General features: G+C 71.5%; 11 protein-coding genes. 7 read left to right on the forward strand and 4 right to left on the reverse strand.

The annotated features are described in order from the left end of the window. Positions 1 to 128 precede the first annotated feature (128 nt). On the reverse strand, positions 129 to 1586 hold the full coding sequence (locus ABZ939_RS11985; protein ID WP_361852222.1) for an MFS transporter: 1458 nt from the start codon (positions 1584 to 1586) through the stop codon (positions 129 to 131). A 92-nt stretch (positions 1587 to 1678) separates the two neighbouring features. On the opposite strand from ABZ939_RS11985, the gene ABZ939_RS11990 reads away from it, so the two are divergent. Beyond that, on the forward strand, positions 1679 to 2611 hold the full coding sequence (locus ABZ939_RS11990; protein ID WP_361852225.1) for a LysR family transcriptional regulator: 933 nt from the start codon (positions 1679 to 1681) through the stop codon (positions 2609 to 2611). A gap of 246 nt (positions 2612 to 2857) precedes the next feature. On the opposite strand, the gene ABZ939_RS11995 is transcribed toward ABZ939_RS11990, so the two are convergent. Continuing rightward, positions 2858 to 3781 (reverse strand): aminoglycoside phosphotransferase family protein, encoded by a 924-nt coding sequence (locus ABZ939_RS11995; RefSeq protein ID WP_361852227.1) that lies wholly within the window; start codon positions 3779 to 3781, stop codon positions 2858 to 2860. A gap of 220 nt (positions 3782 to 4001) precedes the next feature. On the opposite strand from ABZ939_RS11995, the gene ABZ939_RS12000 reads away from it, so the two are divergent. Both ABZ939_RS12000 and ABZ939_RS12005 read left to right on the forward strand, forming a co-directional pair. Beyond that, positions 4002 to 4502 (forward strand): GNAT family N-acetyltransferase, encoded by a 501-nt coding sequence (locus tag ABZ939_RS12000; protein WP_361852229.1) that lies wholly within the window; start codon positions 4002 to 4004, stop codon positions 4500 to 4502. Between the two features lie 118 nt (positions 4503 to 4620). Further along, positions 4621 to 4923 (forward strand): hypothetical protein, encoded by a 303-nt coding sequence (locus tag ABZ939_RS12005; protein WP_361852231.1) that lies wholly within the window; start codon positions 4621 to 4623, stop codon positions 4921 to 4923. Between the two features lie 190 nt (positions 4924 to 5113). Here ABZ939_RS12005 and ABZ939_RS12010 read toward each other — a convergent pair whose 3' ends face one another. Then, positions 5114 to 6223, reverse strand: coding sequence for a calcium-binding protein (locus ABZ939_RS12010; protein ID WP_361852234.1), 1110 nt, complete (start codon positions 6221 to 6223; stop codon positions 5114 to 5116). 404 nt (positions 6224 to 6627) lie between these two features. Between ABZ939_RS12010 and ABZ939_RS12015 the strand changes: the two genes are divergently transcribed. Next, a complete protein-coding gene (locus tag ABZ939_RS12015; RefSeq protein ID WP_361852237.1) occupies positions 6628 to 7323 on the forward strand; it encodes a DUF4232 domain-containing protein in 696 nt (231 codons plus the stop codon). 69 nt (positions 7324 to 7392) lie between these two features. On the opposite strand, the gene ABZ939_RS12020 is transcribed toward ABZ939_RS12015, so the two are convergent. Continuing rightward, positions 7393 to 8211, reverse strand: coding sequence for a dienelactone hydrolase family protein (locus ABZ939_RS12020; RefSeq protein WP_361852240.1), 819 nt, complete (start codon positions 8209 to 8211; stop codon positions 7393 to 7395). Between the two features lie 97 nt (positions 8212 to 8308). Between ABZ939_RS12020 and ABZ939_RS12025 the strand changes: the two genes are divergently transcribed. The 3 genes from ABZ939_RS12025 (at position 8309) to ABZ939_RS12035 (ending at position 13010) form a co-directional block, all read left to right on the forward strand. Beyond that, positions 8309 to 9328 carry a helix-turn-helix domain-containing protein gene (locus tag ABZ939_RS12025; protein ID WP_361852243.1) on the forward strand — a complete coding sequence of 340 codons (1020 nt, stop codon included), beginning with the start codon at positions 8309 to 8311 and terminating at the stop codon, positions 9326 to 9328. A gap of 279 nt (positions 9329 to 9607) precedes the next feature. Next, positions 9608 to 10033 (forward strand): hypothetical protein, encoded by a 426-nt coding sequence (locus ABZ939_RS12030; RefSeq protein ID WP_361852246.1) that lies wholly within the window; start codon positions 9608 to 9610, stop codon positions 10031 to 10033. A 322-nt stretch (positions 10034 to 10355) separates the two neighbouring features. Beyond that, the gene (locus ABZ939_RS12035) at positions 10356 to 13010 is read left to right on the forward strand and encodes an ATP-binding protein (RefSeq protein WP_361852248.1); all 2655 of its coding nucleotides are present in this window, start codon (positions 10356 to 10358) and stop codon (positions 13008 to 13010) included. Positions 13011 to 13133 lie beyond the last annotated feature (123 nt).

Genomic DNA, 13133 nt, shown 5'->3' on the forward strand with positions numbered 1-13133 from the left:
TCTATGCGTGACCTGCGGCCACCGTCTCATCGTCAGTCCACACGACTCACGATGACCTACGGTGGCCGCACCGGCCCCCACCAGCAAGATCACGATCTACAGCTGGAGTACTAGGTGCCGTGTTCCGTTCATGAAGGCTCGGTGGGCGTGGTCCGGGCTGCGGGCTGCTCCCTGGTCGAAGTCCGGTATCCGGCCGTGACCAAGGCCGTGGAGACCAGCACCACCACGCCCACCGTGCGCAGCGCCGGGCTCATCGCGTCGGCGAACGAGGCCTCTTGGGCGCCGGTGTGGTGCGCGGCGAGTACGGTGCCGGTGACGGCCACGCCGAGGGCCGCGCCGATCTCGCGGGCCGAGGTGCCGAGGCCGGAGCCGAGGCCGGCCTGGTGGGCGGGGAGGTCGGAGACGACGCCGACGGTCAGGACCGGCATGCACAGGCCGGTTCCCGCGGAGATCACCAGCAGCCAGCAGGCGTACACCGCGTAGGGCGTGCCCGCGTGGGCGGTGGAGGCTCCCAGGAGCCCGACGCCGATCAGGAACAGTCCGGTGGCGACGGCGGGGCGGGGGCCGGAGCCGGCCTGCCAGCGCGCCGCGACCTTGGGGAAGAGGGCCATGCCGATGGTGAGCGGGATGATGGCGAGGCCGGTGACCGCGGGGCTGTACCCCTTGACGTACTGCAGGTACTGCGAGTTGGCGTAGAAGAGCGAGAAGAGGCCGAAGAAGCCGGTGGCCGTGCCCAGTACGGCGGCGCGCAGCCGACGGGAGCGGAAGACCCGCGGGTCGAACAGCGCGGCCGGCGAGCGGAGCGCGTACCAGGTGAACAGGCTCGCCAGCACCGCGCCCACCGCGAAGAACACGACGATGCGGGGTGAGGTCCAGCCGTACTTTGGGCCTTCGATGATTCCCGCGAGGACGGCGACCAGGGCCGCGACGAGCAGCAGAGTGCCTCGTGGGTCGGGGCGTCCGTGCGGGGAGCGTTCGATGCGCGGCGTGGTGGCGGCGACGGTCCAGGCGAGCAGCGCGGCCGACGGGACCATGAGCCAGAACAGGGCGCGCCAGGAGAGGAACTGGCCGACCGCGCCACCGACGACGTTGCCGGCGAGGCCGCCCAGACCGACAGCGAGCGTCCAGGAGGCCAGGGCCCGGGCCCGGTGCTCGGGTCCGGCGAGCTGGACGAGGATCGACATGGTCGCGGGCATGATGCAGGCGGCTCCGGCCCCCGACACCCCGCGTCCGGCGATCAGCAGCGCGGGCGAGGCGGCCAGGGCGCTCAGGGCCGCACCGGCTGCGAACAGCGCGAGTCCCGCGAGCAGCACGCCCTTGCGGCCGCGGCGGTCGCCCAGTGCTCCGGCGGGGATGAGCAGTCCGGCGAAAACGATGACGTACGCGTCCACCGTCCACAACAGCTCGGTGGAGGACGGGTGGAGGGAGGAGGCGGCCAGCTGCGGGATGAGGAGGTTGATGGCGGCGACCATGCTCTGCGCGACGAGGACGCAGGCGCACAGGGCCAGCAGGGTCGCGCGCTTGAGCTGGTTCGGCGGGGGCTGGAGCGGGACGGAAGGGGGCGGTGAGAGGGCAGGGGAAGGCATGGCTCCTCCATGGAGCGTCGTGGTGAGGGGATGCCCGTTCACCGTAGGCTCGCCGTGTGGATTACCTCCAGTGCATGTTTCGCAAGGGGTGAGTGCGTGTGACGCAATCTGTGAGCGAGGTCGGCCTCGACCTCAACCTTCTGCTCGCTCTCGACGTCCTGCTCGAGGAACAGAGTGTGCAGAAAGCAGCTCGTCGGCTGCATCTGTCCGAGCCGGCCACCAGCCGCACCCTGGGCCGGATCCGCAAGGCACTCGGCGACCCCATCCTGGTGCGCGCCGGGCGGGCGATGGTGCCGACGCCGTACGCGCTCTCCGTACGAGCCGAGGTCAGCGCCGTCGTGGAGCGGGCCAAGGCGCTGTTCGCCGCCTCCGGGCCCACCGATCTGCGTACCGTCGCGCGCACGTTCACCGTGCTCGGCCAGGACGCCTTCGCCGCGTCGCACGGGCCTGCACTGCTGGCGCGTGCCGCCCGTGAAGCCCCGCAGGTACGGCTACGGTTCCTGAACGAGAGCCACGTCGACGCGCCGACGCTCCGGGAAGGCGTCGCCGACCTCGAGATCGGCGTCATTGACACCACCCATCCCGAGGTGCACACCGAACACCTTCTGGACGACCACATGCTCGCGGTCGTACGGGCCAGGCACCCGCTGCTGAAGGGACGGCTGACGCGGCGACGGTTCGCGGAGGAGGCGGACCACCTGATCGTCTCGCGGCGCGGACGGCTGCACGGCCCCATCGACACCGAACTCGCCCTGCACGGACTGCAGCGACGGGTGGTCGCGACCGTCGGCACGTACCCGGCGTCACTGTTCATCCTCCGCGACACCGATCTCGTCGGCCTGATCGGGGCCCGCAGCCGCTCGCTGGCCGAATCCCTCGGCCTGATGACCTTTGAGATCCCCCTGGACCTGCCACCGCTGCCGGTCGGCCTGGCCTGGCATCCGCGCCACGACGCCGACCCGGCGCACGCCTGGCTGCGTGGCTGCGTACGGGAGCTGCTCGTGCTCGGCGGTCAGTCCGGCTGAGCGCCGGAACACGCCGCGCGGAGGCCGTCGGGGAGCACCTCGCCGGATGGCTGGAAGGCCGGCCGGAGCAGGCCGCGGCCATCGTCGGCCAGGTGGTGCACGGCACCAACTTCAGGGCGGGGTGAACGTACGTGCCACCTCCCGTCGGCACTTACCGGTGCGGGCGCCGCCGCGCCGGGGGCACCCCGCCGCCGGGAGACGCGCCGGGAGACGCGCCAGGGGCCCGGCCGCAGGGGGCGGGGGCGGTCATGTCGTGCCGAACCAGGCTTCCGCGAGGGCGGGCAGCTTCGCTTCGGCGGTCGTGCCCAGTTCTCGCATGTACCAGGGGAGGTTGCTGTACACGTGCAGCAAGGTGTACGCAAGGAGTTCGGGCGGCGCGAAGGTGTGGCCGTACGCCCTGCTCAGCCGGGCGAGTAGGTCACGGTCGCCGCGGGTGACGAACAGGCCGACGCCCACGAAGTCGTACGCGCGATCACCGATCATCGCCGGCTCGAAGTCGAAGAGCCCGGTCAGACGCCAGCCGTCGGGGTCGACCATGAAGTGCTGCTGCATGACCTCGGTGTGCAGCAGGGAGCCGTGCGGGGAGCGGGGCAGGGGGACGGACGCGAGGAAGTCGGGGATCTGGTCCAGCCAGGCGGGCGAGAGCCCGCGGGCGCGCTGCTGCTCCACGGCACGGGTGGTCTGGCGGTCCAGGAAGGCGCCCCAGTCGCCGGGGCCGAGGACGTCCGCGAGCGGATCGGGGGAGAGGGCGTGCAGCGTCGCCAGGGTCTCACCGATCTCGGTGACGAGGCGTTCGCGGTGGTTCTGCGGCACGTGGGGCCAGGCGTGGGCGAGGTTCTCACCGCGGAGCCGGGACATCAGGACGTACTGCCAGCCGTTCTCGTACGCACCGAAATCGTGCACCTGCGGCGTCGGTACGGGGAGCCGCCCCTGAACGTGACTGAGCACGCGGCCCTCGGCGACGCCGTCCTTGGCAGCGGATCCGGGGAAGAGCTTGAGGACAAGCTCGTCACCGACCGCGTACACCGGCTGCGAACCGTCCGCGAAGCGGGTCAGCGGCGCGTCGCCGAAGCCAAGGCGTCCGCAGAGGTCCTGCGCTCCGGGCCGCATGATCGTCTCGTCGGGGACGACCGTGTCCCACTCTTCGTCAGTTTCCACCGGGGGCAGCATGATCGGGACCGTAGGTCACCGGTTGCGGGGTCGCAACGGGATTTCTGAGCCTCCGTGCCCGATGTTGTTGGGCGGGGTGCGTGACCCCTGCCGGGCGGGTGCCGGCACCTGGCCTTAGGTCGCCCGGCGCCGGTTCGTCGTAGCGTACGGGCGTTGCGTCCACATGCACCGGCGCAGGCGGTCGGTGTCCTGCCAGGCAGGGCTGGCTACTGTGGTCCGCATGTCCCCGCTCTCCCTGTCCCCGCTCGGCTTCTCTCAACGGGAGATCGCTGAGGTGGTCGACCTCTACGCGAGCAACCCGGAGTACTGCCGCGCCGCCGGCGAGTACGACCCGGAGAACATCCGTGCCGAGCGGGTCGAAGCCGACCTGAGGGAGGAAGCCGGTACAGATGGCTGCGAGGTTCTGCTCGCCCGCGACGAGCGGGAACAGCTTGTCGGGCTGCTCTGCCTGCTCGACCGTCACCCCACTGACGCCCACCCTTGGATCGGGCTGCTGCTGGTGCACGGCGGCCTTCATCGCACGGGCATCGGCCGACTGCTGGTCGGCCTGGCTGAGGAGCGGTTTCGCAGCGAGGGCCGGAGCGGCGTCCGTCTCGCCGTCCTGGAGAACAACCCTGCCGCCCTCACCTTCTGGAGCTCACTGGGCTGGCAGGAGATCGACCGCCGTGCCGACAGACAGCACGGCCGACCCTGCATCGTCATGCACAAGCAACTGACCTGACGCCGTTGGGCCAACTCGTGAGGGCTTGCCCCGGCGGATCCAGCACCTCTCGAGCGGTCCCGATCCCGCCCGTCTGCCAGAGGTGTGCTGTGATGGGCTCCTCAGTCAGGGAGGGCAGATGGACAACGGCGCACACGATGGCTGTGGCCAGGTGCACGATCTCTCCCCTGATGATCACGTGTTCGTGTCCAAGCGCGTCTATCGCGGGCAGCCGGTCGTGCGCGTCCACCTCGACGAGGACGGAGACTGGCAGGCGTTCTCGGCTGCGGAACCACGATGGTTCGGACGGCCGAGGCTGGTTCACGCGGCCCATCTACTGGAGCGTGATCCGTCGTTGGCCAGCCTGCCGGCCCTGCCACTAGGCCACCTCGCAACCCGGGATGAAGCCTCCGGCACAAGCTGGGAGATCTTCCAAGGGTGACAGTGGCTGTCGAACCAGCGATCAGGAGCGGAGTCACCGCCGGACCGCAGCCACGGTGACGGTGCCGCGGAAGATGTGGGCGCGATTGGCCTCGAACACCGCGCCTGCGCGGAGCCGGCGCACGTCTGACGACGAGATGCGGCACCCACACTGGGGTGCCGCATCTCGTCGTACACGCGGAGCGAGGGCGTCAGGGCACGTTCGGGGTCGTCTCGCAGGTTCCGGACGCGACGTCCGTGCCCGCTTCGCCGTCGCAGGTGTCGGGGGTACCAGGCCCCCCGTCCAGGAAGTCGTTGCTCGGGCCGGCCCTCAGCAGGTCGGCGCCGCCGCCGCCCGCGAGGCGGTCCTCGCCGCCCGCCGTTCCGACGGTGAACTCGATGAAGAAGTCGGCGTTGTCACCGAGGATCCGGTCGTCCCCGCCCCTGCCGTCGATGGTGTCGTCACCAGCGGTGGCCGGCGGGGTGGTCTCGACGGAGCTGTCGCCGAGGAGGATCTCGTCCGCGCTGCCGCCGGTGATCCGGTCGTCGCCGGAGCCGGTGGACGTCCCCTCGGCCGCGTTGTGGTCGCCGATGGCGAAGAACCCGCCGTCGCCGCCCATGTCCAGGACGTCGTCGCCGCCGCTCCCGGAGGCGTTGCCGACCGCGTTGCTGTCGCCGATGAGATCCTCGACGCCAGGTCCACCGCGCAGCACGTCGTCTCCGGCTCCTTCGGCATCGGTGACGAAGGCGGCGGAGTCCCCGGTCAGGGAGTCGTCACCTGGCCCGCCGTCGAGCAGGTCGTCGCCCGCGCCGGACGCGCTGGTACCGCGGCTGTCACCGGCCGCGACGTCGTTTCCGGGCCCGCCGAAGATCTGGTCGTCCCCGCCGCCGGTGGCCGCTCCCGAGAGGGCCATGCTGTCCCCGCCGAGACGGTCGTCGCCCGGGCCTCCGAAGACCCGGTCGTCTCCGCCGCCCGCGGCGTCACCGCTCAGAGCGATCACATCGCCACGGGCGAGGTCGTTGCCCGGCCCGGCGTCGACCTGGTCGTCGCCCAGTCCTCCGGCCAGGAAGTCGTCCCCGCCGAGCCCGCAGATCAGGTCGCTGCCGCCCTTGCCGTCGATGCTGTCGGGGCCATCGGACCCGACGATCACATCGGCGCCTTCCGTGCCCTCGATCGTGCCCGAACCGGTGAGGGTCGCCGGGATGCCGAAGCACGTGGGCTGGGCGGCTGACGCGACGCCCGCCGGCAGACCGAGGGCGAGGAGCGCGGCCACGGCCAGCACGGTCGGGCCACCGCGTCCGGGCACACGGAGCGGAAACATACGAACCTCCAGGGCCTGGGCGACACTCCGGTCATCACCTGAAGTGATCGCAGAGGGCGGACATGTCACGGACCGTATGTCAGCGCGAACCGCCCGGCGACCCTTGATCGCATTCGGGTGACGGCAGACGAGGCGGGCGGGACACACCCCTCGCTCCCACGGCCTGACGGCCGACCAATAGGGCTGGGTCACAACCTGTGGCTGAGTACCTCGTATGGCCGTAGAGCACTTCGGTCGGCCCTAGGCTCGGGTGTCGGTGACCGTCTCACGGAACTGCCTCTTCCCTGTACCTCATCGGTAACAGAGCTGCCAGGCAAGCGTGTTGAGCTCTGCTTCTGGTCAGACTCTGCTTGCAAGCGAGAGTCGAGAGCGGCCGCGTACGGCCGACCACGGGGGATGACGACATGAACAACACTCCTGCCTGTCGGCACCGTAAGAGCCCCAGGGGCTGGAAGCCCTACGTCGTCGGGGCCGTGGTGGTCGCCGCGCTGCTCGCGTCCACGGCGTGCGAGCCGGGCGCGGCCGACGGTTCGGACAAGGGCACGGCTTCCGGCCGGCCGAGCGCGACCAGCTCGCCGAAGCCGACTGAGACGGCTTCGCCGAAGCCGGGCGGCACTCCGGGCAACACTGGTGGGAAGGACGGCAGCGGCCTGGTCGCCGCCTGCACGGCGGAAGACCTCGCGGTGTCCGCTGTGAAGGAGCCCGCGGACAGCAAGGAAGCCAGGCACCTTGTCATCACCGTCCAGAACGCCGGCGACGAGAAGTGCAGCCTCTACCACTACCCTCTCGTGCGGCTCGGTGCCGATGCCCAGACCACGGTCCCCGTGATCGAGGACAGCAACCTGGACCCGGGGACGCCCGTCACCATCGCTCCAGGTGAGGAGGCCTACGCCGCTCTGCTCGTCAGTGGCGGCGCCAGGGACGAGTACGAGGCGAAGAGCATCACCCTCCGTCTTCAGGGCAGCAAGCTCGGCAGCAACGCGAGCAAGCCGCTGGACGTCCCCATGCCCGTTGCCACCCTGTACGCGGACGACGGTCAACTCGTCACCTACTGGACGACTGCCTCGGGCGCTGCCCTGGACTTCATCATGTCGAAGTGACAGCCCTCGACCGGGGCCCACTTCCCCGCCGAGGGCGGCGTCGCCCGGTCGACGCCGTGCTCATCGACGCTACGTCCTGAGCCGTTCCCCCAGGAAAGCGATGATTTCGTCGCGGGCTTTCATGGTGGGGTGACCCTCCTCGTCCACGAGATGGGCCGTGACGACGCTGTGAGGGCAGCCGACGATGTCGCGGAAGAAGGGCGGAGGGTTGGTGTTCGCCGCCTCACTGGGCAGGACGCGGCCGTCGAAGGCGTCGCCGAGCAGCGCCTGGTAGGCGGCGAACCGCTCCCTCGTACACCATCTGTCGTTCTCGAAGCGGTAGGCCAGTACCTTCAGCCGGTCGCGCTTGACGCGTTCGGCCACAGCAGCGGCATCGTCGTCGTCCATCTCGAGCCCCTCAGGATCGTCGAGCGGCAGTGACGGGTGGTTGAGCACCGGTGCGACGACAGCAGGTTCGAGAGCCATGGTCAGGGCGAAGTTGCCGGTGAAGCACAGCCCGACGGCGCCGACCCCGGGCCCGCCGCGCTCGGCGTGCGCCGCACGCGCGAGGCCGCGCAGCCATGCCACAACGGGACTGGTCCCGCCACCGGCGAACGCCCGGAACTCGGCGCTGACGCAGGCACGCCGCACGACGGTCTCGGCTGCATCGGCCAGGGGATACGCCCCGTCGACACCGAACAGCGAAGGTACGTACACGGAGAACCCGGCCTCCCGGATCCACCGCGCGAACCGGGCGACGTCAGGGCTGATGCCCGGCATCTCCGGCATGAGGACGACCGCCGGTCCGGTCCCGGCGACGTACACGCGCTTACTGACGTTCTCGATCTCGACGTCCCTGCGCTCGAAGTCGTCCAGCGGGTCGTTGCTCTGCCTCTGCGTGGTTGCCATGGCAGGAAGGATGGCGGGAGGCTGTCCTCGCGGAGAATCGGCGATATCGCCATGTCTCATGGAGATGCCGCCATGTGTCGTCCAGGGGAGGTGCCGCATGAGTCCGCTGCGGGTGAGCGTGCTGGCCTATCCCGGCTGCTTCGCGTCGGAGGTGTTCGGCGTTCCGGACCTCCTGACCATGGCAGCGCATGTCGCCGCGGCTCAGGGGGCGGTGGAGCCGTCGTATGAGGTCTTCGTGGTCTCGCCCCGCCGGCGGGTGGTCGCGTCCGGCGGTTCGCGAATCGACGTCTCGGCGGTTCGCCCGGCGGACGTCCTGATCGTGCCGGGCTTCGAGGTGCCGCCCGCACTCGACCTCGACGCGGCACTCGCGAAGCTGGAGCCGGAGACCGCCACGATTCGGGCGCAGGCGGCGTCGGGAACCGCGGTGGTGTCGATCTGCGTGGGCGCCTTCCTGGTCGCGGAGGCCGGACTGCTGCACGGTCGCGAAGCGACGACGTCCTGGGTGTACGCGGACCGGTTCGCGCGCCGCTACGCCGACGTGCGGGTTCGCCGGGAGAAGCTGGTCGTGACCGACCGGGGCGTGACGACCACGGCGGCCTTCAGCGCCATGTACGACTTCGCGCTGCGGTTCATCCGCGAACACGACGGCCCACGGGTCGCCCGAAGTACCGCGCGCATCGCGCTCCTTGACGACGCACGGTCCACGCAGGCGCCGTACGTCGATATGGACCTCCTGCCGACGGTGGGGCGCGGCTTCTCGCTGAGCGTCATGCGTTGGCTCGACCAGAATCTCGCTGCCCGTTACGACCTGCCGGCCTTGGCCCGGGTGTTCGGCGTCAGCACGAGGACCATGCTGCGGCGCTTCGGCGACGAGACCGGTCAAACCCCCCTTGCGTACCTGCACAGTGCGCGAGTGCGCCGAGCCGGACACCTGTTGGAGACAACCGACAGAACCGTCGCGAGCATCGCCGCCGACGTCGGCTACCGCGACTCGGGCACTTTCACCCGCATCTTCGTCCGATACACGGGTCGGCAGCCGAGTGTGTACCGCGCGGCGCTGCACCGCCCGCATGACACCGCGGCCTCCCCGCGTCGCAAGCCGCGCCATCCTGGGTGACGGCCCGCACTCCCTCCGAACCGCCCGGCCTTGCCGGCATCGGAGGCGTACGGGACGAGCCCTGGGCTACGTCGAGAGGGTGGGAGCCCAGCGAACTCCGCGCGGTCTTCCCGGCCGGCTCCATCATGGCCGGCCGCTCGAACGAAGCCCTTCCGGCGGACGGGGAACCCACGGGGCAGCCCGCGCGGTCCGACCGTGCACAGTCCGTACGCGTCGGGCACCCGGCGGCTCTATCCTGGGCGCCACGACCGCCGTTCGGGAGGGATCGAGGGGGATACGTTGGATCCGATCGCTGTGGCAGGTCTGGCCGGCACCGCACTCGTCGGCGCGATGGCCACCGACGCCTGGCAGCACGCGAGGGACGGCGTCGTCGCGCTGTGGCGGCGCGTGCATCCCGAGCGGGCCGGGGAGGTCGAGGAGGACCTGACGCGCCTGCACACCCTCGTCGGCGACGGGCGGGGCAGTGCCGACGTCGGCGAGGCGATGGTCCGGCTCTGGCAGGTGCGACTGGGCGACCTGCTGCTCGCCGACGCCGCCCTCACCGCCGAGCTCACGGACCGGCTGGCCCGGCTGACCGACGAGATCGCGGCAGGCGCCGCCGCCTCCGACGGTCAGACCATCGGATCCCAGCACTTGGAGGCGCACGCCGCCGACGGGGGCCGGATCTACCAGGCCGGACGCGACCTGAACATCGCCGAGCACTGACGGCTCCACGGTGGCACGGGAACCCGCCCGCGAGCCCGGCGTGCGCGCATCGGACGTCGCGCCTGGCGCGCTGGCGTCGGACCGCGCGCCCGGCGCGCTGACGTCTGACCCTGTGCACGGCGTGCCCGTGTCGGCTCCCGGCCCCGGCGCGCTGGGGTCGGACCGCGCGCCCGCGTCAGCCCCCGCGCCCGGCGCACTCGCGTCGAATCGCGCGCCCGGCGCGCCCGCGTCAGCCCCCGCGCCCGCTTCGGCCCTTGCCCCCGGCCCGCCCGCGCCGGCCCCCGCCGCCGGCCCGCCCGCGAAGGCGCGCCGCTCGGAGGCCGTGGCGACGGGCGGTGGACGCGTCTACCAGGCCGCACGCGACCTCCATGTGTCCGAGGTCCACCAACACACCGGCCCGGCCGGGCCCCTGGCTGTCGTCGAACCCGTCCTGCCCGCCGGCGAGGCGGTGGCGGACGTGTTCGTCGGCCGCGGCGCGGAGTCGCAGAACGTCCTCGCCATCCTCGACCCGGCCAACGGCGCCACAGGCATGGTCGTCGTCTCCTCCGTCGCCGGACTCGCCGGCATCGGAAAGACGGCCCTGGCCCGATCCTGCGCGGCCGAGGCCGTGGCACGCGGCTGGTACCCGGGCGGCGCCGTCTTCGTCGACCTCAACGGCTACGCACCCGACCCCGCCGACCATGTCATGCCGCAGCACGTCTTCGCGCCCATGCACCACGCGCTCGGCGGGCAGGGGCAGTTGGACGCCGACCCGCGGGGGCAGGCGGCCCAGTACCACCGGTTGCTCGCCGAACGCGCAGCCGAGGGCCGACCGGTGCTGCTCGTCCTCGACAACGCCTCCACGACCACCCAGCTGGCCGATCTCCTGCCGCGTTCCCGGACGCACCGGGCACTCATCACCTCCCGGCACACTCTCAGCGCCCGTGGCTCCCGCACGCTCGTCCTCGGCACCCTCGGTCCGGCCGACGCCCGTCTGCTCGTCGAGGAGCAGTTGACGCTGCTGGTCGCCGACGACCCGCGCGTCCGCAACGACCCCGACGGCACGGAACGCCTCTGCCGGCTCTGCGGACACCTGCCGCTGGCCCTGCACATCGCCACCGCCCTGCTCGCCCGCGACCCCGATCGGAAACCCGGCGACCTCGCGGACGAACTGGCCGGCGCGCACCGCAGGCTCGACGTGCTCGACGACGGAGAGCGTGCGGTCCGGGCCGCCTTCGACCTCTCGTACCGCCGTCTGACGCCGGAACAGGCCCGTCTCTTCCGCCTGCTGCCCCTCAATCCCGGCCCCCACATCAGCCCCGAGGCCGTCGAGAGGCTCGTCGACGTCGACCACAACGAGGCGGGGCGGCTTATCCGTGAACTCGCTCGCGCCCACATGATCGAGCGGGCCGGGGAAGGGCTGTGGCGCCAGCACGACCTGATCCGGGCCTACGCGATCGAACTCCTCGGCCAGGAGGGAGACGACCAGGACGAGGCGTCGAACCGGCTCCTCGACCACTACATCGCCCTGGCGGCGGAAGCCGTGAGCATCATGCGCGGCGGCAGACCGACACCGCACTTCGGCAACCGCGATGAGGCCCTCGCCTGGTTCGACCGGGAGCATCCCAATCTCCAGGCCGCGATCTCGATGACCGCGACCTTCGGCGACAGCGACGGCGCCCTGCGCCTCCAGGAGGGCCTGGTCGCGCTCCATGCCTACCGCGGCCAGACGACCGAGTGGGAGGCGGCCGCCCGGTCGGCGGTCCGCTTCGCCATGGAGGCGGGCGACCACGCGGGCCGAACGGGGGCCATGCACGAACTGGCCCTCGCCCTGAACGCGGCGGGACGCCGGGAGGAGGCGGCTGAGAAGACCGTGACGATGTTGCGGTTTCAGAAGGTGGTCGTCGAGGGGGCGTGGAACGCGAAGTCGGCCTACGACGCGGGCGAATCCCTGCGGCAGGCGCTCGACGCCGTTGCGGCGGGAGACCGCCTGCTCGGGAAGCACGACGGGCGGCTCGTGGGGGAGCTGTACCTCGAGATCGCCTGGACGGTGGCGGAGTTCAGCCGGTTCGGCCTCGGCTCGACCTACCAGGACCTGGGCGTGCGCGCGCTGCGGATGGCCGCAGGGACGGCACGAAGGACCGACTCCCCGCTCCAGGAGGCCTTGGCCTGCGCGTACTTGGCCCTGGAGCAGCTCCGGGTCGGCCGCAGGACCGGCGTCACGGCTGTCGCACGGAACGCGGTACAGGCCATGCCTCGGACGGTACGTGAAGCGGACGCCGGACCGTGGCGGGAGGTGTGTGAACTGCTCGAACGCTTCGCCACGAACCTGGCGGCCGAAGGCGCGGCCGGGCGCGCGGGGAAACTTTACGATCCGGTGCGCTGGCGCGAGGACGAGCTGCCGCGGGTGGCAGAGGCTCACGACATCGCCATCGGGGCCTATGGGCGGATCGGGGACCGTGCCGCACAGGCCCGGCTGCTGACCGCCCTCGCCCGCGAGAGCTTCGACTCCGGCGACCACCGGCGGGCCGTCGACGGCCGACGGCGCGCCCTGGCGCTTCTCACGGAGCTCGACGACACCGTCGGCCAAGGCGAGACCCTCGCCGGTCTGGCGCACGCCGCGCTGCAGCTCGGGGACCACGAGGAGGCTGCCGGGTCCGCAGAGCGGGCCGTCGACCTCCTGGTCGAGGAGGATCGGCTGGGTGCGGCGGGGCGAGTGCTGATCACTCTCGCCAACGCCCGCTACTGGTCGGGGGATCCGGGCGAGGCCGTGGTCGCCGCCCGGGTCGCGGAGACCCTGTGTCTGGTTGCGGACGACCCGATGGGCCGCGCGGCGGCCTTCCTCATCCTCGGCTTCGCCCTGCGTGCTGGGGATGGTGCCGAGGAGGCACCCGAGGTCTGGACGAAGGCTCTGGATCTGGCTCGGGTCACCGGCGATCCGGATTTCATCCACTGGACGGAGTCGCTCCTGCGGGACGCGGGCTTCCCGGTCGGCTAGTGGATCGGTCGGGTCGGGGTGGCGGCGCACGGCCGCGTACGCCCCCGTTTCGACTCCTGCCTCGTCCGGTGTGCGTCACATCGATCCTCGTTCAGTGCCTGATCGCGGGGCGGCCCGGAACGC

Origin of the sequence: Streptomyces sp. NPDC046712 (assembly GCF_040645695.1) — a bacterium.
Taxonomy (GTDB): Bacteria; Actinomycetota; Actinomycetes; order Streptomycetales; family Streptomycetaceae; genus Streptomyces.

What these genes read in the sequence shown, in the direction of transcription:
- ABZ939_RS12000 (WP_361852229.1), top strand. Translation starts at nt 4,002, where the DNA reads ATGTCCCCGCTCTCCCTGTCCCCGCTCGGCTTCTCTCAACGGGAGATC.
- ABZ939_RS12010 (WP_361852234.1), bottom strand. Translation starts at nt 6,223, where the DNA reads ATGTTTCCGCTCCGTGTGCCCGGACGCGGTGGCCCGACCGTGCTGGCC.
- ABZ939_RS11995 (WP_361852227.1), bottom strand. Translation starts at nt 3,781, where the DNA reads ATGCTGCCCCCGGTGGAAACTGACGAAGAGTGGGACACGGTCGTCCCC.
- ABZ939_RS12005 (WP_361852231.1), top strand. Translation starts at nt 4,621, where the DNA reads ATGGACAACGGCGCACACGATGGCTGTGGCCAGGTGCACGATCTCTCC.
- ABZ939_RS12020 (WP_361852240.1), bottom strand. Translation starts at nt 8,211, where the DNA reads ATGGCAACCACGCAGAGGCAGAGCAACGACCCGCTGGACGACTTCGAG.
- ABZ939_RS12025 (WP_361852243.1), top strand. Translation starts at nt 8,309, where the DNA reads ATGAGTCCGCTGCGGGTGAGCGTGCTGGCCTATCCCGGCTGCTTCGCG.
- ABZ939_RS12015 (WP_361852237.1), top strand. Translation starts at nt 6,628, where the DNA reads ATGAACAACACTCCTGCCTGTCGGCACCGTAAGAGCCCCAGGGGCTGG.
- ABZ939_RS11985 (WP_361852222.1), bottom strand. Translation starts at nt 1,586, where the DNA reads ATGCCTTCCCCTGCCCTCTCACCGCCCCCTTCCGTCCCGCTCCAGCCC.